17 protein-coding genes are annotated in these 20,846 nt (G+C 35.5%); 16 read left to right on the forward strand and 1 reads right to left on the reverse strand.

Annotated features, from left to right (window positions below):
- Nucleotides 1-78: 78 nt before the first annotated feature.
- The 14 genes from FJ651_RS00125 to FJ651_RS00190 all read left to right on the forward strand — a co-directional run bounded on the left by FJ651_RS00125 (nucleotide 79) and on the right by FJ651_RS00190 (nucleotide 15,309).
- Nucleotides 79-1,074, forward strand: coding sequence for a hypothetical protein (locus tag FJ651_RS00125; protein ID WP_216746047.1), 996 nt, complete (start codon nucleotides 79-81; stop codon nucleotides 1,072-1,074).
- A 159-nt stretch (nucleotides 1,075-1,233) separates the two neighbouring features.
- Nucleotides 1,234-2,535 (forward strand): agmatine deiminase family protein, encoded by a 1,302-nt coding sequence (locus FJ651_RS00130; protein ID WP_246085270.1) that lies wholly within the window; start codon nucleotides 1,234-1,236, stop codon nucleotides 2,533-2,535.
- Between the two features lie 360 nt (nucleotides 2,536-2,895).
- Entirely contained in the window at nucleotides 2,896-3,477 is a 582-nt protein-coding gene (locus FJ651_RS00135) for a GNAT family N-acetyltransferase (protein WP_317130865.1), read from the forward strand.
- 89 nt (nucleotides 3,478-3,566) lie between these two features.
- Complete coding sequence (locus FJ651_RS00140) at nucleotides 3,567-4,952, forward strand: TlpA disulfide reductase family protein (RefSeq protein WP_140988375.1); 1,386 nt, start codon at nucleotides 3,567-3,569, stop codon at nucleotides 4,950-4,952.
- A gap of 299 nt (nucleotides 4,953-5,251) precedes the next feature.
- Entirely contained in the window at nucleotides 5,252-6,040 is a 789-nt protein-coding gene (locus FJ651_RS00145; protein ID WP_140988376.1) for a DUF6090 family protein, read from the forward strand.
- A 313-nt stretch (nucleotides 6,041-6,353) separates the two neighbouring features.
- Entirely contained in the window at nucleotides 6,354-7,529 is a 1,176-nt protein-coding gene (locus tag FJ651_RS00150; protein ID WP_140988377.1) for a DmpA family aminopeptidase, read from the forward strand.
- 47 nt (nucleotides 7,530-7,576) lie between these two features.
- Nucleotides 7,577-8,686, forward strand: a complete 1,110-nt coding sequence (locus FJ651_RS00155) for a serine hydrolase domain-containing protein (protein ID WP_140988378.1) — start codon at nucleotides 7,577-7,579, stop codon at nucleotides 8,684-8,686.
- Between the two features lie 240 nt (nucleotides 8,687-8,926).
- A complete protein-coding gene (locus tag FJ651_RS00160; RefSeq protein WP_140988379.1) occupies nucleotides 8,927-9,406 on the forward strand; it encodes a cupin domain-containing protein in 480 nt (159 codons plus the stop codon).
- Between the two features lie 350 nt (nucleotides 9,407-9,756).
- Nucleotides 9,757-10,479: a DUF6090 family protein gene (locus tag FJ651_RS00165; protein ID WP_140988380.1), complete on the forward strand. Its 723-nt coding sequence runs from the start codon at nucleotides 9,757-9,759 to the stop codon at nucleotides 10,477-10,479.
- Between the two features lie 462 nt (nucleotides 10,480-10,941).
- Entirely contained in the window at nucleotides 10,942-11,505 is a 564-nt protein-coding gene (locus tag FJ651_RS00170) for a nuclear transport factor 2 family protein (protein WP_140988381.1), read from the forward strand.
- Between the two features lie 99 nt (nucleotides 11,506-11,604).
- Complete coding sequence (locus FJ651_RS00175) at nucleotides 11,605-12,675, forward strand: ligand-binding sensor domain-containing protein (RefSeq protein ID WP_140988382.1); 1,071 nt, start codon at nucleotides 11,605-11,607, stop codon at nucleotides 12,673-12,675.
- A gap of 39 nt (nucleotides 12,676-12,714) precedes the next feature.
- A complete protein-coding gene (locus FJ651_RS00180) occupies nucleotides 12,715-14,244 on the forward strand; it encodes an alpha/beta hydrolase (RefSeq protein WP_140988383.1) in 1,530 nt (509 codons plus the stop codon).
- 54 nt (nucleotides 14,245-14,298) lie between these two features.
- Nucleotides 14,299-14,691 carry a DUF302 domain-containing protein gene (locus tag FJ651_RS00185; protein ID WP_140988384.1) on the forward strand — a complete coding sequence of 131 codons (393 nt, stop codon included), beginning with the start codon at nucleotides 14,299-14,301 and terminating at the stop codon, nucleotides 14,689-14,691.
- A gap of 114 nt (nucleotides 14,692-14,805) precedes the next feature.
- Nucleotides 14,806-15,309 (forward strand): DUF6090 family protein, encoded by a 504-nt coding sequence (locus tag FJ651_RS00190; RefSeq protein ID WP_140988385.1) that lies wholly within the window; start codon nucleotides 14,806-14,808, stop codon nucleotides 15,307-15,309.
- A gap of 82 nt (nucleotides 15,310-15,391) precedes the next feature.
- Here FJ651_RS00190 and FJ651_RS00195 read toward each other — a convergent pair whose 3' ends face one another.
- On the reverse strand, nucleotides 15,392-16,408 hold the full coding sequence (locus tag FJ651_RS00195; RefSeq protein WP_140988386.1) for a hypothetical protein: 1,017 nt from the start codon (nucleotides 16,406-16,408) through the stop codon (nucleotides 15,392-15,394).
- 1,600 nt (nucleotides 16,409-18,008) lie between these two features.
- Here FJ651_RS00195 and FJ651_RS00200 point away from each other — a divergent pair.
- Nucleotides 18,009-19,853 (forward strand): Xaa-Pro dipeptidyl-peptidase, encoded by a 1,845-nt coding sequence (locus tag FJ651_RS00200; RefSeq protein WP_140988387.1) that lies wholly within the window; start codon nucleotides 18,009-18,011, stop codon nucleotides 19,851-19,853.
- A gap of 174 nt (nucleotides 19,854-20,027) precedes the next feature.
- Nucleotides 20,028-20,534 carry a hypothetical protein gene (locus FJ651_RS00205; protein ID WP_140988388.1) on the forward strand — a complete coding sequence of 169 codons (507 nt, stop codon included), beginning with the start codon at nucleotides 20,028-20,030 and terminating at the stop codon, nucleotides 20,532-20,534.
- Nucleotides 20,535-20,846: the final 312 nt, after the last annotated feature.

The following is a 20,846-nucleotide window of genomic DNA, read 5'->3' on the forward strand; positions in this document are numbered from 1 at the left end:
GTTTGTTGGCGGTTTTAGTTATATTTGAAATAGTTAAAAAACTAGCTTGGGCATATCTTATAAGGTTGGCATAAAACGATGAAAAAAGTTCAGGATATAAACACGTTATCGGCAAGCTGTCAAACACCAATGCAAACATCAAAGAATAATATTATGAAAAAATCTGAAAAATTTAAACGACAATTTCAATTGACTCTTTGGACTTATGCTCTGTTTCTCTTTGCGACATCAACGGTGTTGGCTCAATCATTTGAAGACCTTAATCATTTGGAAGGCAACATAACAAAAACCTTTTACAGTAATGGTTCAAAAGAACAGGCTCAAATAATGGCAAAGCGTTGCGACAACGTTATATCATTTTACAAATCGCTTATCATGTTTGAGCCAGTCGTCACTTTATTGGTTTTATCGCCAGACGACTGGAGTAAATACACCAACTTTCCAGTTTATGGTATGCCACATTACAATGATGCTAAAACACTTATTGTTGCTTCAGAAGACAATAATTTTTGGAAAAGTTTTATTCCTCCGTTAGACCAACTATCAAAAGAGCTTGCTCAACAAATTTCCAAAACTTATTCTGAAAAAGGCAACTCATTATCAATGCGTGGATTTTTTGATTTGTTGGCTATTCACGAATTAGGACACGCATTTCACGAACAAGGAGGACTTTATATGCAACGCAAATGGATGGGAGAATTGTTTGCAAATATTTTACTTCATACTTATATAGCAGAAAAAGAACCCGAATTAATACCTGCTTTAACAGTTTTCCCGCAAATGGTAGTATCTTCAACAAATAAGAGTGATTTGAAATTTACCACATTAAATGAACTAGAATCCAATTACGATCTGCTTGGTCAACAATACCCAAACAACTACGGTTGGTATCAATGCCGTTGGCATTTAGCCGCAGGAAAAATTTATGATGATGGCGGTAAACAGGCATTTAAAAAATTATGGCAAATATTAAAGAAACAGAAAGAGCCGTTAGATGATGTTGCATTTGCAAACCTATTATCAAAGAAAGTACATCAAAGCGTTGCAAACGTTCAACTGAAATGGGACGAATAAAATCCAGCCGCTAACAAAGGCTTGTATAAGAAATATTGAGATCAATGGTAAATTAAAGGTCAGTGTCGGTCGAGACGGATCAGTGCCAAACTGAAAGTTAAATGCTTTAAATCCGCAACAAGCCATACACGCAAACTGTTGCCCGTAATTATGAAAACATTGAAGTACATAACATTATCAATAGTTGTTCTTTTTTATGCCTGTGGAGACAAAGAAACTAGGCTTCCTGCTGACGCATTTTATATGCCCGCCCAATGGGAACCTCAAGAAGCCATTTGGTTTGGCTGGGTAAAATACAGACCGCAGTTCTACCCTGCTGTAGCAGAAATGATAAAAGGTCTGGAAGGCCATGTGAACATCAAACTGGCTGCCGACTCAGATAGCCTCGTGAATGTTGCAAAACAAACGCTTATCGATTTAGGCGTAAACATCTCAACGATTGAGTTTCATGTTATCCCGGGAGAAGAGTACTGGATACGCGATCATGGCGCTACTTTTCTTGTCAATAGACTAGGCGAACTGGCAGCTGTTGATTTTGATTGGAACGAGTATGGTTCATTGGACTGGTGGCAATTGCGCGAACCGCAAGACGCCGACAGCATTGTTGTTTGGAAACAGCAACTCATGAAAGGCAGGAGAAGCAAGGTGGACAGCCTGATGGGTGTTGCCACAAATGCCAAAATTATAAAATCAAATCTGGTAATTGAAGGTGGTTCTATTGAATCCAATGGCAAAGGGGTGCTAATTCAGAGTGAGGCTGTGACACTTCAGCGTAATCCTGAATGGTCCAGGGAAGAAATTGAAGCAGAATACAAACGGGTATTGAACGTTGACAAAGTCATCTGGTTGAAACAAGGATTGGCCGAAGATGAACACATGTGGCATCTCCATAATCGCAAGTATGTAACCATAGGTACCGGTGGCCACACCGATGAGTTTGTGCGCTTTGCCGATGCCAACACTATTTTACTTGCCTGGGTTGATGAAGCCGAAAAAGACAAGCATCTCTTCAGCCGGCTCAACTATGAACGCATGTCTGAGAACCTAAAAATTCTGGAAGCCGCTACCGATCAGGATGGCAAGCCATTCCGAATTATAAAGGTCCCACTACCCACTGTAACCGAACGACCAATTGTTGTTAGTGAAGAAGAATCTGATTCAATTGTTTTCAGAATTCCACCAACAAGTTTCCTGCCCGAAGAACGCCCTGCAATTGGCGATACATTAATCCAAGTATCTGCCTCAAGCTATCTAAACTTTTTGGTAAGCAATGGAGTACTACTAAGCGCAACTTACACACAACAGGGAACACCGCCTGAAATAGAGGAAAAAGTAAGAGGTATTTTGGAAGAAGTTTTTCCAGATAGAAAAATTGTTTGGATAAATGCCATAGAGCAAAACTGGAACGGTGGTGGCATCCACTGCAGTACGCAACAACAACCAAGCGTACAAAATAACTAATAGCAACATTGGTAACCATGCTAACTAAGGCAGACCATACCAGAGGCAGACAGGCAGGCACAACAAAGCTCTGAGTTAACAAACAGCTACCCTACAACTATATTGCAGGCTAGGTTGGCTTACAAGCCCAGCCACGGCCACAATAACAACCCATACCACCCACACCCCACAAAAAACAAGCTTTTACAGAATCCCCTAAAATACCTCACACCACTGCCCTATTTTTGTAATTACCACAAGCATAATAACGCATACTACTTTTTAAGCGGTTGACCGTTAGGTTTGTTGGTGGTTTTAGTTATATTTGAAAACAGTTAAAAAAACTAACTTGGGCATACCTTATAAGGTTGGCATAAAACGATGAAAAAAGTTCAGGATATAAACACCTTAGCGGTCATTGTAAAAATCGATACAATAGAAACGAATGATATAAAAAATCCAGAAATGAAAATAAATTTTAGACCTATGACAGCAGACGACTGGACAAACGTTGCTGAAATTTATAGACAGGGTATTGAAACGGGAAACGCGACTTTTCAACAAGAAATACCAACTTGGGACGATTGGAACAATGGACACATTAAATCTTGTAGAATTGTTGCAGTAATCGAAAATGAAATTGTTGGTTGGGCGGCTTTAACCGCAGTTTCTGCACGATGTGTTTATGCTGGTGTTGCGGAAGTTAGTGTTTACATATCTCACAAATATCGCGGAGAAAAAATAGGAACCAAATTACTTGATAAATTAATTTCTGAAAGTGAAAACGAAAAGCTTTGGACATTACAGGCAGGAATATTTCCTGAAAACATTGCAAGTTTAAAAATTCATGAAGAACTCGGATTTAGGAAAATAGGACATAGAGAAAAAATAGGTAAAATGAATGGAAATTGGCGAGACACCGTATTATTAGAACGCAGAAGTAAAGTAATTGGTATTGATTAAAAACAACAAACCGCTAATTATTGCCAAGCCGAAAACCGTTGGTGGCAAAATTGATTAACAAAAACACTTTAATTAAAAAATAAAAAAGAATGAAACAGCTAATAATTTTTGGATTTGCATTGTTGCTCATCTGTTCATCCTGCCAAACAAAAGAAGTCGTTTCTAACGACGTATCTATCACAGGTCAAATTGAAAACCACGACCAGTCTGTTTTAAAATTCCAAGATTTTATGGGTAAAGGAAAACGGTATACCGAAATAGTGGTTCAGGATGGAACGTTTGCAATCAACCTACCAATTAACAAACCTGTTATTAAAATGTTGACCTTTGGGAGTACTTTCAAAAATATTTTTCTGCAACCGGGAGAAACCTTAGACATTTCATTTGACGCATTAAAGATTGACAGTACATTTAAATTTGGAGGAAGTTTGGCTTCTGAGAATGTATTGTTAGACTCAATAAGCGGAAAACTTAAAAAGGTAGATTATAATTATATTTACAATGAGTCTTTAGAGAATGCCGGTAAATACCTGGATTCTATGTCGGCTGCCAACAAACAATATATTGAAGCATTGATTGTAGATCAACCACTGTCAACACATTTTGAGGAATATGCAAAAGCGATGGCTGAATATAATAATTCAGCTCTTAAGATTATGTTAGGCGAACGACAAGACGAGCAGCCCAACAACTATTATGATTTCATCAATCAATTGTCATTAGAGAATGATGATTATCTTGATATTTGGGAATATCGATTTTTCTTAAGTTATTATGTTGAGATGAAAGCCAATAAACGGATACAACCGGATTCGGTTAAAATAGCTGAGCCCGATGCGCTTTTTGATGAAAGTTTAAGTGTGATTAAAGAACTTAAAAATGAAAACATAAGAGACTACGCACTATTTAATGCGTTGAATATGAGACTTAGTGAGAAAGGTCTGGTGGGTTTTGAAAACTACTACACTTATTTTAAAGAGCATAACAAAGATCCTCATTATGCAGAGCAATTAAAACTACTGTATGAGGAAAAACAATTGTTAGCACCCGGACAACCGGCACCAGCATTTACACTTGAAGATGTTGACGGTAATCTGGTTTCATTAAATGACTTTAAAGGCAAGTATGTATATATCGATTTTTGGCAAACACTATGTCCGCGTTCAGCAAGAGAATTACCCTATTTATTAAACCTACATTCAGATTACCAAGATGACAATATTGAATTCGTGAGTATCTCAGTAAATGAAGACGAGAATGTATGGCGTGACTATGTCAAGGAACATAAAAATATGGGAACCAGTCTTAGAGTCACCCAATCCTGGGATTCAAAAACCTACACAGACTATCAGGCTAATGGATTACCTGCATTTATATTAATTGACACAGAAGGTAACATTATAGATCCAAAAGCAGCAAAACCTTCATCGAAAGAAATAAGGGAAATATTTGATGAGCTTTTAAAGAGTAAATAAAATCAGGCAACCAAGCTTTTATAAGCGCAATGCGGGCTAACGGGCTACAATTAAAAAATTGAATATGAACAAGCATAAAGTTAAAATAAAAGTGAAGTGTTTCTAATCTCGCACAACGCTTCTACTTTACCGTTGTGACTAACCAATAAGATTCCCGCCTTCGCGGGCAGTAAAAGTTACCCGTTTACACGGGCAATACATATGATAAAATTCTTTAGAGGGCCGAACGGGAATCAAAGTTCTTGTAGATCTTTGTTAGTGAGGAGCCGGGTGGTGCGCAGGCTAATAAATTAAAATATATGATCAAGTTTTTCAGACATATCAGACAAAAATTACTCTCTGAAAACCTGCATGACCGGCAGGCAGGTAAGTTCAGCAGATATTTACTATACGCTATTGGCGAAATTGTACTAGTGGTTATTGGAATTTTAATAGCTCTTGGCATCAACAATTGGAATGAGAATCGAAAAAATAAACAAGCAGAAAAAATTGTATTGAATAATATTCTTGAAAATTTAGTTACTGATTCGATACAATTTAATTATTATGAAAAACAATACGAACAGATTGACAACTTACATGTAGAATTATACAAATTCGGAATAAAAAATGAAAATATTGATTCCATTCCAGAGCCTGCACTTATCAGAAGAACTTTATACTTCAAACAATTGATAGGTTCTGATTTTAAAGAAAACATTTACACTATAAAGAATACAAAAATCAAAGACGCATTAACCTCCTACACAAGTAGCATTAATGATTTGGAAAACGTCTATTGGATTGAACTTGCGCCTTTAATCAACGAAAAGCTAAAACCTTATCTTGCCCAGGAAGAACTTTACAATACAAAGAATTGGTTTGAATTGAAGAAGCGAACCTTTGAAGACTATACATTTGAGGAAATTAAAGGCAAAAATATTATCGATAGGGAAAAGTTTCTTGCGTTGTCAAAAACCAAGAAGTTCCACCAAATTTTGTTTGAGGTCAATGTGAAATGGAGTGATTTCAACACCAGGCTTAAAACAGCAATACAGGAAAATGAAAACTTGAGAAAGCTCATTAAATCAGAATTAAAAAATTATTAAATAACGAAAGCCTACCTACCGCAGGCAGACACAACAAAGCTCTGAGTTAACAAACAACTACCCTACACCCATATGGCCCGCTAGGTTGGCTTATAAGCCCAACCACCACAACCCTATATTTGTAAATCACAAATCTGCTTGCAAAGCAGGCAGGCTTGTCTAACCGGTAGGTAGGCAACAAACAATTGATTGTTAAGTTTATTGAAGGGATTTGTTATATTTGAAACAATTAACCAATCACATCACAAAATGCGGGGTAACGTTTTTACAGGCACTATTGTAAGGAGTTGTACCACATTAAAAACCAACCTATATGAATAGAATATTAGCAATTTTTATAACACTGCTCCTTTGTTCGCAAGCCTACGGACAAAAACCGAGAGCACGAGATTTGGGAGTTCCATTTGTTGGAACAACAGGAAAATTCAATGCCATTACCGATGTTGAAGGTGTTGAAATTGGGTACAGTACCATCATTTCAGGAAATGGTAAAAATATAGTTGGAAAAGGACCTGTTAGAACAGGAGTCACAGCAATTTTCCCAAGAGGAAAAGCTTCGAAATTCAGTCCTGTTTTTGCAAATTGGTATAGTCTCAACGGTAATGGAGAGATGACCGGAACGACATGGGTAACTGAATCCGGATTTTTGGAAACGCCTATCATGATAACCAATACCAATAGCGTTGGCGAAGTCAGGCAAGCTGTTTTAAAATGGTTTGTAGATACCAACTGGTATCAGGGTGAAGAAATGTGGTATACTTATCCTGTTGTTGCTGAAACATATGATGGCTTTTTAAATGATATATATGGCTTTCATGTTAAAGAAAAGCATGTTCTGGAGGCTTTTGATAACGCCAAAGGTGGGCAAATTGCAGAAGGCAACGTTGGTGGAGGCACCGGCATGATGTGTTTGGGTTTCAAAGGCGGAACTGGCACTTCATCAAGAATAGTGCAAATCAAAGATTCTACATACACCATCGGAGCCTTAGTTCAAGCTAATTTTGGAAGGCGCAATTCACTTACAATAGCCGGTGTGCCTGTTGGTTTAGAACTAAAAGATACATTAAACAATCAACTAGTGCTTCCACCTCAATCTTATCGACAAGAAGGTGATGGGTCAATTATAGTGGTTATAGCCACAGATGCGCCATTACTTCCATTTCAATTAAAACGGATAGCCCATAGAATACCCTTGGGTATAGGTAAAACAGGAGGTTACGGAACCAATGGCTCAGGAGATATTTTTATTGCATTCTCAACTGCCAACTCAGATTCATTTCAGAGGTATGAATTTTCCGGCGCAGATATTTTGCCCAACGACCTTATATCTCCTTTATTCGAAGCAACAGTTCAAGCAGTGGAAGAAGCAATTATCAATGCGATGGTTGCTGCTGAAACAATGGAAGGAATTAATGGAAATAAATCGTATGCCTTACCTCACGATTTACTAATTGAAACGATGAAGAAATATAACCGAATACAAAAATAACGTTGTACAACACATTACAACCGTTGGCATCCATTATAAAGAAAAAAATGAAAAAATATGTAACTGCATTTTTTGCACTTGTAATTTCGAGTTGTTCTAATGGCCAAACCACCATTGCTGAAAATGGCATTGAAACCTCAAATAATACAATTAACAAAGAACAGTCTGAGCTGCTTTTTGATAACACCAAATCATTCCCAAACAACACGCAATTATCGATTGCTTTAATTAAAAATGGGGAAATTGACTTTATTGGAATTGAAAGAACCAACGACACCATTAAGTTAATTGAAAATTATAAGCATACGTTTGAAATAGGTTCTATCACTAAAGTATTTACAGCAACCTTATTGTCCAATTTTGTAAACAACCAAGAACTAAAATTAGACGACCCTATTCAAGATTACCTTGATTTTAAAATTAATACCGAAAATGTCATCACTTTCAAGGAACTTGCCAATCATACATCCGGACTTCCAAGATTACCTTCAAATCTCAACCTTTTGTTGGTTGACCAAGACAATCCCTACAAAGATTACGACAAAGAAAAGCTCATAAACTATTTAACAACTGAAGTGACACTAAATCAAGAACCCGGAATAGCCTATGAATACTCTAATCTTGGTGCCGGAATTTTAGGCTTTGAATTGGCAACTATTTCAAAATCATCATTTGAATCACTACTACAAGAGAACATATTTACTAAATATCAAATGGTAAACTCTACCAGTACCAAAGCACATATAAAAACTACACTTGTAAAAGGATTAAAACCAAATGGAATAACAACTTCCAATTGGGATTTTGATGTGTTAGCCGGTGGTGGTGCCATTTTTTCTACTGTAGAAGATTTATCCAAATTTGCTTTAGCGCAATTTGATGATACAAATAACGAATTAGCACTCACCCAAAAACCTACATTTAAAATAAACGACCAAATGAGTATAGGACTTGGATGGCATATTTTAAAAAGAAAAAATGGCGGCGAAGTGATTTGGCATAATGGTGGCACCGGAGGTTACACCTCGTCAATGGCTTTAGATTTAGAAAATAAAAATGGAATAATCATACTATCCAATGTTTCGGCATTTAATGAAAAAATGGGGAATATAGACCAATTATGTTTCGGACTAATAAAAACATTGGATAAAAAATAACGAAAGCCTGCCTATCGCAGACAGGAACAACAACCTATAAAATTAATTATTGCCTTGCCGACAGGCTGGCGGCCGGCATGGCAGACAGGTATCAAAGTTTGTGCTTGGTTGATCCGCCTGAGGCGGAATTTGAAATCGCCACCATCAGGTAGCTGCAAAACTTTGCAAGTAATTATAACCACAATTAAAAAATTAGCGCTATATTTAATGTTCAACTTAAGTTCTTAAAAAACCAACACAATGAAAACCGCTAAACTAAATCACTGCAAAAAAAACATTGTTACGCTTGCCTTTATTCTTCTAACAATAGGCTTGAATGCTCAAAACAATGACCACTCGGATGCGGAAACATCTATTGCTACAACCATTCATAACAAAGATTTAAAATGGTTGCCTGCACCAGATTTCTTTCCTGGTTGCTCCTTTACAATACTTCACGGCGATCTATCTAAACCAAATTTGGATTTTTTCTTTAAGATAGAAGCGAATACTGAAGTTGTGAATCATACACATAATTCACCCGAACGTATGATTTTAATTTCAGGAGATTTAGAGGTTGAATACGAAGATGAAAACCCTGTGGTATTAAGAGCTGGCTCTTACGCTTATGGACCTGCAGGAAAGCCACACAAAGCAAAATGTCTGGATAATGGACCTTGTGTTTTATTTGTGGCTATGGTAGACCCTTTTGATGCTGTACCAATTGTAAAAAAAGATTAACGCAGTTTGTAAAATTCGTAAATAAAAAAGCAACTACTTGTAAAACCGTATAAAATTAATTGCTAGTACAAGCCTACTTACGAAAATTACCTACGGCCACCTCGCTGCGGTCATGTCTATTCGGTTTTTTCCGCCAAGGCGGATAGGTGCTTAAACACGCCTCACACGAGCGCACCGAACTGGCGAAGACAATTATTAAAACGACCTGATTTTTGTTCAACATTTTGGAACAAAATGATGCTAAACAAAAACGAGGTTGAGAAAATAATCAGCGAAGCTAAATCATACACAAAACCGTCGTGCTTCATTATGACCAACCAATAATATTCCCGCCTTCGCGGGCAATAAATATGATAAAATTCTTTAGAAACATCCGCCAAAAACTGCTCGCTGCAGACAAAACAGCAAACTACTTTAAATACGCCATTGGTGAGGTTGTATTGGTAGTAGTTGGAATTCTGCTTGCTTTACAGATTAATACTTGGAATGATAACCGTAAGTATGCGAATGATAAAATAGAGTTTTTAAATGGCATTAAAAATGAGCTTAAATTAGATTTAAAATTTGCAGACAATTTAATAATCAGATATCAAAAACAATTATCCTACTTTAACATGGTAGACACAACCTATCATTTGCACGATTTGGATATTGTTCCCTTGGCAGATTCCAGTGATGTTTTAGATTATAGAAAACTTATGGAAAAACCATTGTCTTTCAAGGCTTACAATGCCACTTATCAATCTTTTATGGCATATGGTTCAACAAAAATCATAAGAAATAAAGAGCTTTTAATCAGTTTGCAATCTTACTATACTCGTATTCATGAATTAAATTCAAGTTTATATGGAACTATAGAAAAAGTGGAATCAGAATTAAATTGGAACAGGGCTTATGAAAAAAAATACAAGCCCTATAAAACCATTAAAGACTTGAATGACAAACAGTTTATTGCCGAATTAAATTACTTCTTTGATTCCATTCATAGCTATCTCGCACTATTGTTTTATGTTAAGGACAAATCCAATGAATTGATTGATCAAATAGATAAAGAATTAAATAACAAACACTAATCTGTTTTGAAAATTTCTGCTTCATAGACTGCAACACACAACACACAACACACAATCTTCAATTCAACTTTCATCACCTGCAACAGTTCCCATGCTAGCGGGCAGGGCGAAGGCACCAGTGCCCATCAATATGCTTCTTCCATTTGGGCGGTTATCAGTGAATTGAAAATTTTTTACATTTACTAAACAACGTCACGTGCGACAAGGCGAAGGTTCTAAATTGCCCAAACGGAAACAAGCACGGGCGTTATAACAATTACCTTCTCCCGAAAATATAGAAAAAAAATCCCACGCTACCGCGCGATTATATCGCGTGGTACTTAATTTTTACCAGATCCAAATAATGCAATCCCTTAAAAAACTACCACCGGTGTTGCGCTATGTTGGTAGCAACACAAACCTGCCTGCTGTACAAGCTACCAAACCATTTAATCTTAAGTTTGTTGAGGGAATTTGTTATATTTGAAAGAACTAACCAAACACATCACAAAAAGCGGGATAACCTTATTAAAGGTGATGATAAAACGAGTAAACGACAATATGAATAAAATGAAGATTCTTTTAATTGCTCTTTTATCAGTACTAATGGGATGTTCCAAAGTTCATGAGAAAGGGAATAATGAAACACAGAAAAAGGCTGAGATTAGACTTATGGTGTCCAATTACATCAAGACTGCTGAAAACATGGATTCAAAATCTATGGTTGAATATTTTTATGAATCCGAAGATTTTCATTGCTATGTAGATGGGAAAAGATACAATTATGCTGAGATGAAAAACCTCGTTCTAAATGATTGGAACGAACTATTTAAATCATTGAAGAAATTAGAGTTCAATTATGATTCAATATATGTCTACATGTATCAGCCGGATCAAGCCATTAGTTTTTTCCAAGCAGAAGAAATTCTTATTGACACCGCAGGTAATAGATTTTCCATCCAAACAAATGTAACATTTGGCTGTGTATATGATGGGAGCAAATGGAAGATTGCATATGAACATGGATCAACAAGTGAACTGGAGTAAGTGAATTAAAGAAATGTCGTTAACAACAGCTAAGCCGCATTAAAACGATGGCTTAACAGCAAAATGTTAGCGGCAACTTGAATAAACCAGATCAACAAAATGAAATTAAGATTGACTAAAATATTGTTGACAATTTCTATCTCGACATTTTTATTTTCCTGCAATGGACAAGTGAACACCGAAAAAAAATCAACCACAAGCAATGAGCTTTTAATTGAGAAAAATAAACCAGCACTTGACAATAAAATTTGGGTAATCTATCAGGATTCAAATGAACAGTATTGGTTTGGAAGTAACGGAAATGGAATTTACCATTTTGACGGTGAAAAAATTAAGCAGTTCACAGAAGAGAATGGTCTGGTAAGCAATCAAATTAGGGGAATACAAGAAAACAAGGCAGGAAGCATTTTTATCGAAACCCCTGAAGGGATTAGCGTTTTTGATGGCACTTCATTTACCACCCTTCAACCAATAATTTCTGAAAATAATGAATGGAAATTAGAACCAAATGATTTGTGGTTCAGCTGTAATGGAAATGCAAATGACGTATTTCGTTTTGATGGAAATAATTTGTACCAACTTGAGCTTCCTAGAAAAGATTTAGATAAAAATTTTGGTATTGACACAAGCAAGCTACCTTATAACGCATACTCAATATTTGGCATAGACCGGGATAAAGATGGAAATATTTGGTTTGGGACTGTATTGGCAGGGGCTTATCGATATGATGGGAAATCATTTTTGTGGGTAAATGAAAAAGAATTATCCAGACAAAAAGATGGACGCGAACCAGGAGTACGTTCCATAGTTGAAGATAAGAATGATAATATTTGGATGGGAAATCTTTCTAGCAACTACCGAATAAGAAACAATAAATATGTAAAGAAAAGAATAGACGCTTCAATACCATTAAAAAATGGGCAAACACAATTTTTTAATTCAGGTTTATCAGATATGGATGGGAATTTATGGATGACGACCTACAGTAACGGAGTTTGGAGATATGACGGTAAAGAATTGTCTAGATACATCATTAAAAATAGTTCAGAACAAGTTATGCTCATTTCCATTTATGAAGACAAAAATGGAACAATTTGGCTTGGGACGGACAATGACGGAGTTTATAGAATGAATGGAGATGAATTTGAAAAATTTGATCCAAAAACATAAAAGCAGCCGCTAACACAAGTTATAATTAAATAAACAATCATGACCAAAACAATAATCTTTCTATTACTCTCCATTTTATCACTTCATTCTTTTGGACAAAATGAAAAAGATATGTCCTTTAAATTTTCAATTTCGCCTAAAATGCAAGAATCATTTGGAGGAACAGGTAAATTAATGGTTTATATCACATTAAAAAATAACAGACAACCAATAAGTCTTTCGGCAAATCAAGATAGTACTTGGGTATTTGGAATAAACATTAAGGATTGGAAAAAGGATCAGATATTAGAACTGGATGCTGGCTCCAAGTGGACATCTACAGCCAATTGGGAACTAAATAACATTCCTTTTGATAAATATTTCCTCCAAGTGATGTGGGATGAATCTAAAATTGAAAATCGCGAGGAACACCCTTATAGGATGTTTACCAAAGTTTTTGAGCGTACAAACGAAAGCTCTCCAACTATTGCCGCTGAATTTTTCGAAGGTAGAAAAATGTGGATATTGGAAGAGCATGAACTTATACAGAAGTTTTCAATAGAAAGTAAAGTACTTTCTAAATGGTGGAATAAGCCAATCAACATAAACACTGCTGTACTACTCCCGTCTGGTTATGCCGACAATCCTTCAAAGAAATATCCTGTTTGCTTTAGCATTGGAGGATACGGCAGCAGATATACGCGGGTTAATCAAATTGTTAGAGATTCAACGTTAAATGAGTGGTGGATATCAAAAGATGCGCCACAAATCATTACCGTGTTTCTTGATGGTTATGGTCAGTTTGGTGATTCTTACCAAATAAATTCTGAAAACAATGGCCCATATGGTTCAGCTTTGATTGAGGAACTTATTCCTGCAATTGACAAAACATATAGAACCGAAGGGACTTCTGAAACTCGCTATACAGCCGGTTGTTCAACCGGTGGATGGGTTTCATTGGCGCTACAATTATATTACCCTGATTATTTTGGTGGTTGTTTTTCTTATAGTGCTGATCCCGTATCATTCTATAAAATGCAACTTATAAATATCTATGAAAATACAAATGCCTTTTACAATAACAATTCTATTGAGCGCCCAAGTAAAAGAAATACAATGGGAGAGCCTGAATTTACTATTAAGAAAGAGGTTCAAACTGAAAACGTAGAAGGATATATAGATTCCTATATCACCTCTCGAAATCAATGGGGAGGCTGGAATGCCGTCTACAGTCCAAAAGACACTAACGGTTTGCCTAAACCCATCTTTGATCCAATTACCGGGGAAATAGACGCCTCGGTTGCAGAATATTGGAAAAAATATGATTTATTAATGTATACTCAAGAAAATTGGTCTGAATTAGGCCCAAAGATTCAAGGCAAAATTCATATTTGGATGGGTGATATGGATAATTTTTATTTAAACAATGCAATGCGTGATTTTAGTGATTATTTACAATCCACCACTAGTCCTAAATCTGATGCCGAAATAATATTCTCTCCAACTTGTGGACATTGCGATAACTTTTCTATAAGAACCTATTTAGAGGCAATTCAAAAACAAATGATAACAAAACCCAAACAGTATTAAATGGCATTTTAGCCGAGACGTTAATGCATTAGAAATAAAAATTAAAAAGAAATTATGAGCTACTATTTTAACAAAGTATTAAAAAGTAAAAGCTTCGATGAAGCAATAGAACAGGTAACGGCCGAATTGAAAAAAGAAGGATTCGGAGTACTCACTGAAATAGATATAAAAAAGACATTAAAAAATAAAATAGATGTTGATTTTAAAAACTACAAAATTTTAGGAGCATGCAATCCTCATTTTGCATATAAAGCATTGCAAAGTGAAGATAAAATAGGCGTTTTATTGCCATGTAATGTAATTGTGGAAGAACATGAAAATGGAGAAATAGAAGTCTCTGCTGTAGATCCAATAGCTTCGATGGGTACAGTTGAAAATGAGAATTTAGGCGATCTTGCATCTGAAGTTCAACAAAAACTTATTAATGTAATAAAGAACTTAAATTAAAAAACGCATTACAACACCCATGTATAATTAATTGCTTGCTTATAAATTGCTTACAAATCCCGATAGTCCCGATAGGCGTCGGGTGGGGCGAGCGTGGGCATAAAAACAAAAATAATGATTAAATTCTTTCGAAAAATCAGACAAAAACTACTCTCTGAAAACAAGTTCAGTAAATATATACTTTACGCCATTGGAGAAATAATTCTTGTAGTGATTGGTATTTTGATTGCGCTTCAGATAAACAATGCAAATAACAACAGGATAGAAAGAGCAAGGGAAATCAAATACTTAACTAATATTAAAATTGACCTATATAAAGACATAGAAAGTCTTGAGTACAATATTGAATTTAGAGAAAAAAAGTCTATAGGAACCCAAAAAATCATAGAACAAATCAACGGAATGCCTATTGAAAATCTATCAGAAACGGCTTATAATGTGGTAAATACATTGTATCAGGAAAGGTTTCAACCTAGCAACATTACCTACAATGATTTGGTAAGTTCAGGAAATATGAATTTGATTTCTAACGATTCTATAAAAATTGATTTGTTTGAGCTGACAAATGGATATCCTTCCATTTTTGGGGAAGCTACAGTTGGTTATCAGTATAAATAAAAGATATAAAAAATAAGGTCTGTAAAACTTCACAAGTTTCACAGACCTTAAATAAGTACAATTCTTTATAAAATTTAAATTGCTAGTTAGGAATATTTGCTTGGCCAGCGCAGGACATTATTGCATCCATTTCTTCCAATGTAATTAACCCTGCATCAAACCATCCATTAACTACATCAGCAACTGCACTAACAAATTGTCCATGATTTTTGTATGTTCCGGCTTCTAAAACATCGATCACGTCAGACATCATTATGCCACAAGAACCTGGTGTTACTCTATTAACCACTCCGGAATCGCATCCATCAATAGTTACGGTTGCTTCCATATTAGAGTCAATAATTTCGTCATCTTCATCTTCACATCCATCACCATCACTGTCATCGCCGCCACCGGGAGTTGTACTCCCAAAAGTGACATCATCAAATCCGATATTACCTACTGATCCACTGAAGACAACTGACTTTGCAGTCCCTTCAAAAGGAACAGCTATTTGGTCCCAATTACAAAAATCTCCAGTTGGGTCACCTGTGCAATTAATGTTCCAGTTGATAGTTAAATTTGCTGTTCCCAGTAGATTTCCGGTGCCATTAAGTCCATCATAAACTGAAACAGCTCCAGTTTGAAGAGAAGTATAGTAGAAGGAAAAACCTGTTGTAAAACCAGCCGCAACATTCATAAAAGCCTGATTTGCATCCAACCATGACATAGCGGTTGATGGTGATGGTTCATTTGCAAAGTTTCCGGAACCACCTTCATCCGCATCAATACCAGCCACTGCATTTCCAAATTCAACCCCATAGTTTGTGCCGGAAAATCCCTGACTACTGGTTCCGCCATTGTAAAATTCATTGATATAGTCCAAGTTTCCTAAGCCTTCAAAATCTAGTACAATAATACCCCCACCCCCGCTCTTAGAGTACACGTATTGTTGCCCTCGAGCTTTAATTTGTTCTGGAGTAATTGTTGATTTAGCATTCGGATCGAAAATAGTTTGTAACTGTTTGATTGGGTCAACATTAAGGTCTGTTTCCCTTTCGCAACTTGTAATAAATACTACTGTCATAAGTAGACAGCAAATAATAATTAAATTTTTCATAATGTTTTGGTATTAAAGTTAATTAGCGGCACGACAAATAGGTGTATCGTGCTTAAACCTGTTATAAAAAAATTTGGGTAAGTGTGAATAATGCTAACAAAACCAGCTTAATCCATAGCTTGTTTTATTAGGGAGGTTTGGCACAATTGTCATAATGAAGTGTAATATGAGATTGTAAATATTTGGTATTCAACAAATAAATAATTAAATTATAGCCTCCCAAACACTCTAAAAATCCTTTTATAGAATTTAACAAGAAATCTTTTGTCCTAATAGAGATCAGAACATTTTTTTTTGGTCGAGAACAATATTGCTTTATCATTTTAATCTATGCTAAACATTTAATCAATATTTTGGTATTAAATTAATAATCAAAAATGTAATATAGATTATTATTCTAACCCAGAATATAATAACTGTTAACACAAGTAATCTTACAGTGGGGGATATAACTATAGAAATATCATATAACAATCTCAAATTACAAAATATTTTCGTCCATGTGTTTTTTAATAGGATAATCTGCACATTAATCGCTATAATTCAGTAATTTCTCTCTAAATAATTTATACCTATCTCATCATTTTAAATAAGAAACTTAATAAACTAGGTCTGTATATACTCTTTATTTTTCATACCGTTATTAATATTTTTTTAGATAAAACAAATTGTTTCATATTCTATATATATATATATATATATATATAATATTGAAACTTAAATTTTAAAAAAGATGGATTTTTACAAGAGAAAATGAAGCGGTTTTTTTATTTTGCTATCAGCTATCAGCTTCTTTTGCAAATCAACAAATCAGCAATTAAATATTATTTTAGCCTACAGCCTAAAGCCCACAGCCTAAAGCTTAAAGCTTAAAGCTAAAACTTGATAAATGCAATGGCAGTGCAACAGTTATTTAATATTTTTCTATATATTTGAGTACTCCCCATTAGTTTTTTAGCATTAAGTCCTATTGTATATCCATTTTATAGGTTGTGTGACAACATAAAACCAATAAACAAACCGTGTAAAAAAGGAATAGACCGGCCCTGTTTGGAGCTGTTGCTTTGATACTAAGGTGGGCAAACATTATACTAACCTTAAAATATTCAATGATGAAACAATTATTATTTGTACTAATTATTATTTCAATAATAGGTTGCAAAACTAAAAAAAAGAATCCAAAGTTGTTCCAGATGAAATATTACTGGCAACAATGTGTAACCGCATTTGCTTCGCCAGTCGCGTTGCTGGTGTCGGCGTATTCAACTACGTCAGAATCCACTTGGAATTGCTAACGTCAGTGACAATCCGAAAATTAACGCATATAAACCCGTAACTGACGGTTATACGAGACCGTTCCTAAACCCCACCCCATTTTACGGCATCCCGTAAAAAACCTTCACCCCACTGCCCTATTTTTGTAATTACCACAAGCCAAATAACAAATGTTATTTTTAAGGAATTGATTGTTAGGATTTATGAGAGGATTTGTTATATTTGAAAGAACTAACCCATAACATCAACATAACCCGAATAACGATATCAATGCTGATGATATTACAAGTTGGCAACCATTAAAACCGTAATCACAAAAAGCATCATGAAAAATTTAACCAAATTAACATTCTTTTTATTCATACTAATTACTCCCCTAGTATCTATAAATGCGCAAAGTACAGAAAAATCCGTTCCGATTTTTGAAAATGGCGAGGCTCAAATTGTCCCTGCATTTGAAGATTCTGAGAAGTGGATTAGACATGACCTCTGGGTTGAAACCGAGTTTGATACTGATGGTGATGGGAAATTAGATAGGATGCATGTTTCAGTTACAAGACCTTATCAAACCGATTCAGAAGGACTTAAATTGCCAATTGTATATGTATCAAGTCCTTATTTTGCAGGTACTGCACCGTTCGTTGACGGTCTTTTTTGGGATGTGAAGCATGAGCTTGGTCAAGCTGCAAAAGAGCGTGTACATGTGGAAGTTGTTCGAATTGGTGAAAGACCGATTATTTCAGATTCTCACATTAAAACCTGGGTGCCAAGAGGATATATAGTGGTCCACTCCTCATCTCCAGGGACTGGACTATCTCAAGGGTCACCGACAGTTGGTGGTGACAACGAATCATTAGCTCCCAAAGCTGTAATTGATTGGCTATGTGGTCGTATACCCGGATATTCTTCAATCGATGGCAATGAAAAAGTAGAAGCGTTTTGGTCAACCGGTAAAGTTGGAATGACTGGTACATCTTATAACGGCACTATTGCTTTGGCCGCTGCAACCACTGGAGTTGATGGACTTGAAGCCATTATACCTATAGCTCCAAATACTTCTTATTATCACTATTATAGATCCAATGGACTAGTGAGATCTCCTGGAGGGTATTTGGGAGAGGATATTGACGTACTATACGATTTTATTCATAGTGGTGATGAATCAAAACGCGCTTATAATAATGCGAATGTGAGAGACAAGGAAATGAAGAATGGCATGGACAGAATTACAGGCGATTATAATGATTTCTGGGCTGGACGGGATTATATAAATGATATGAAGCCCATGAAAGCCGCTTTGTTGATGTCACATGGTTTTAACGATTGGAATGTGATGCCAGAACATAGTTATAGAATTTATGAGGCCGCAAAAGCCCAAGGGCTGGTATGTCAAATTTATTATCATCAAAATGGACATGGTGGTCCTCCGCCCATGAAATTAATGAACAGATGGTTTACGCGTTATTTACATCAAGTAGAAAATGGTGTAGAAAATGATGCAAAAGCATGGATTGTGCGTGAAAATGATAAAAGAGAAAATCCTACTGCCTATAAGGAATATCCCAACCCAGCAGCATCTGAGGTAACACTTTATCTAAACCCAGGTGCACCAGGAAGAGGAAATTTAACTACTAAACCACAAAAAGATCAAGGAACAGAAAAATTGGTTGACAACTATTCTTTTACTGGTGCATCCTTGGCACAAGCTGAATTTACAAACCATCGATTAATTTATGTAACACCCACATTATTAAAGGATGTTCATATCTCTGGCGTACCAAAAGTCACAGTTATGTTATCAAGTAGTAAACCCGCTGCAAATCTTTCGGTTTGGTTAGTCTCATTACCATGGACTGAAGGGCAAGAATCCAAAATTACAGATAACATCATCACACGCGGTTGGGCAGATCCTCAAAACCACCAATCGATAACCAAAAGTGAACTTTTGGCCCCTGATAAGTTCTATAAAGTATCTTTTAATTTAATGCCTGACGATCAAGTAATTCTCAAAGGACAACAAATTGGTCTGATGATATTTTCAAGTGATAAAGAATTCACGCTTTGGCCTTCACCTGGAACTGAACTAACAATTGATTTAGATGCAACAACAATTAATTTGCCAATTGTGGGAGGCGTTGAAGCGTTTAATAATGCAGTAGAAGAAAACTAATCATAATTCACTAAAGAAACGTTTGCCAAGAACGTATATAAAAAAATAGGCGAGATAGTAGTAAAATCAAAAATTTTGGCTTGTATCAAACTTTGTGCTTGACCGAAATTTTAATGTTTCAAAATTGCCTGCTTTTCATATACCAACCATTGGCATTAATTTAAAAAACCTAATATGAACAAAATTTTACTCTCTTTGATTTTGACTATGAATTTAATAGCCAACACAAACGGACAAAACCTTGTCTTTATCGGTGAAAACAGTTTTCCGAGTACTGAAACATTTACTTTACAATCAAATTCGGACAACGACTATATTAATGACCTAAACATTGTATTCGCAAAAGACGGTGAAAAAAGGCTTTTAGTTGTTAGTTCAAAGTTAGTTTCGACTGTACGAATAAGTGGAAAACTTATTATTTACCTAAATGATGGGACAGTTATAACCTGTATTGACAAAGGAATTAATGACAATGTTGACGATATCGCAACTTCGGCGTATTATTTAACGAATGAAGAATTGGTAAAACTAAAAGAAAGCAATATCAACACAATTAGATACCAAATAAAATGTGCTGAATGCCTATCAAATCGAATTTATGAAGGAAACTACTCAGCATCAAATAAAGAAAGTTCAAAAACCGATTTTACAAAAATCGTTGCTGAGTTTTATAAAGAATAAAAACTAATGTTAACATCTTATAAGGGTAATTAGGTGTTAGACTTTAATATTAAACGCACTAATTTTTAACGAACATAAGGTTAAACCGATAGAAAAGTATTTCTAATCCCGCACTAAGCTTAAACTTTACCGTCACCAAAAAAACCACATTTTACGTAATCCCGTAAAAACCCCTCACCCCACTGCCCTATTTTTGTAAACAGCACAGGCCCAATAACCAACCTTACTTTTTTAAGCGGTTGATTGTTAGATTTGTTGACGGGAATTGTTATATTTGAAAAAATTGACAGCCTATTTAAAACAGACATTGGT

The sequence above is a fragment of the Paucihalobacter ruber genome (genome assembly GCF_006494535.1).
Taxonomy (GTDB): Bacteria; Bacteroidota; Bacteroidia; order Flavobacteriales; family Flavobacteriaceae; genus Paucihalobacter; species Paucihalobacter ruber.